Annotated in this window: 1 protein-coding gene and 2 pseudogenes; all 3 read right to left on the bottom strand. The window is 63.8% G+C overall.

The features are described from left to right. A pseudogene (locus tag GXZ33_RS02045) lies at window positions 1-236 on the bottom strand (hypothetical protein); the annotation flags it as partial. 45 nt (window positions 237-281) lie between these two features. Beyond that, a complete protein-coding gene (locus GXZ33_RS02050; RefSeq protein ID WP_291339191.1) occupies window positions 282-650 on the bottom strand; it encodes a hypothetical protein in 369 nt (122 codons plus the stop codon). Window positions 651-1,328: 678 nt separating this feature from the next. Further along, a pseudogene (locus GXZ33_RS02055) lies at window positions 1,329-1,585 on the bottom strand (mycothione reductase); the annotation flags it as partial.

Genomic DNA, 1,585 nt, shown 5'->3' on the forward strand with positions numbered 1-1,585 from the left:
ATGGAGCCGAGGAGATCGGTGCCGACGACCTGCTGCTCAGTGCCGACGACCGGCTTGCCGTCCTCGCCTTCCTTCCAAGCGTCCTGCTCCTTACCGGTCTGGGAGGAGCCGTACATGGAGACGGAGGTGCGGCCGACCTGCGGGTCGTCGTCCTCTGCGGTGGCGACAGCGGTGCCGGACAGGGTCAGGGCGACAGCGGTCGCGGCGGCGATGGTGGCGTTGCGGAACTTGCGCATGAAACTACCTTACTTTCAGAAGATGTTTGGGACTCGGGAGACGGCTTAGGCGTGCGGGCCGTGGACGAACCAGTTGTGGACCGGGCCGACGATCATGCCGATGAAGGAGGCGATGGCGCCGAGAACGGTACCGGCGTACATGACCTTGGCCCAGCGCGGCTGGTCCTCGAAGCCGTCCTTGGAGGAGCCGAACAGTGCAACGCCGTTGGCAGCCTTGTCACCCTCCATGGAGGAGCCGGTGTTGATCTTGGAGGAGAGGGACGGGGTGTAGTCCTCCTCCGGGGCCGGAGCGGTCGCCTCCGGGGCATCCTCGACGACGGCGTTGTCGGCGGCGTGGGCGGTGGCAACGGTGGTGCCGAAGATCAGGGAGAGTGCGGTGGCGCCGGCAACAGCGGCGGTACGGATGGAGCGCATATTCAATGTGTCCTTAAAACTTGTCGAAGTGAAGGTGGCTTCCGGCTGTCTGAAAACCATGTATTCGTGAAGTGATACCACGACGCGGACAGCTTAGCTGGGGGAGCTGCGAGAGCCCTCCATGACGCTGTCGGCATGCGGCATATTCAAGGCGCACTGGAAATGATAAGTCATCGCTTCCGAATTTTCCTCTTCTGGGTAATCTTTTTGTGATCTTTGTTGCCGGAAAGTCGCCGACGGTGCTGGAGATGTCTGGCAGAGGCGGGGCGGGTTGGCCTCCGTCCCCTCGGCCCGGGGTGCTGAACTGGGGGTTTGTTCGCCTGTGGCGCTGGCTGCCCGGCCCCTCGGCGTCGGCCCGGCTCCTGTGTGGCCAGTGTGAATGATGGGGTTCCGAAATGCTCGTGTGACTAGTGGGGTTTGTGGGGCGAGCTTCATAACAATTCGACTACGTCAATTCGGGGGTAGGGCGTTCCGGCAGGTTGCATGCGTACCGGGAGATTTCCAGGCTCAGCGAAGCGAGCCCGTTGTGTGCTCGCGGGCCCGGTCCGCTGCGGCAGCCCGGCCCTGGCGCAGTAAAGGCACTTTGCCAACCAATGTGAGCGCTTCCACCGTGATCGATGAGGGCGGAAGCGCTCGAACTGCGCGTGACTACTGCCTGAACGTCCCCCGCGGCCCCGGCTAGAACTCCAGACCCAGCAGGGCGTTCTCAGTGACCTCCGGCAGGGCCGGGTGGATCCAGTACTGCTTGGTGGCCACCTCGCGGACGTCGAGGTCGAAGGCCATGACCGTGATCATCTGCTGAATGAGCGTGGAGGCCTGGGGCCCGTAGTAGTGGGCGCCGAGCAGCTTGCCGGTGTCGCGGTCGGCGATGAGCTTGCAGATGCCGGTGGTGTCCTCCATGGCCCAGCCGTAGGCGACGTCGCCGTAGTTCTGGA

The organism is Corynebacterium sp. (assembly GCF_012838985.1).
In the GTDB taxonomy this organism is placed as follows: Bacteria; Actinomycetota; Actinomycetes; order Mycobacteriales; family Mycobacteriaceae; genus Corynebacterium.

Excerpts from the sequence above, each read along its gene's own strand:
- GXZ33_RS02050 (WP_291339191.1), bottom strand. The coding sequence starts at position 650 with ATGCGCTCCATCCGTACCGCCGCTGTTGCCGGCGCCACCGCACTCTCC.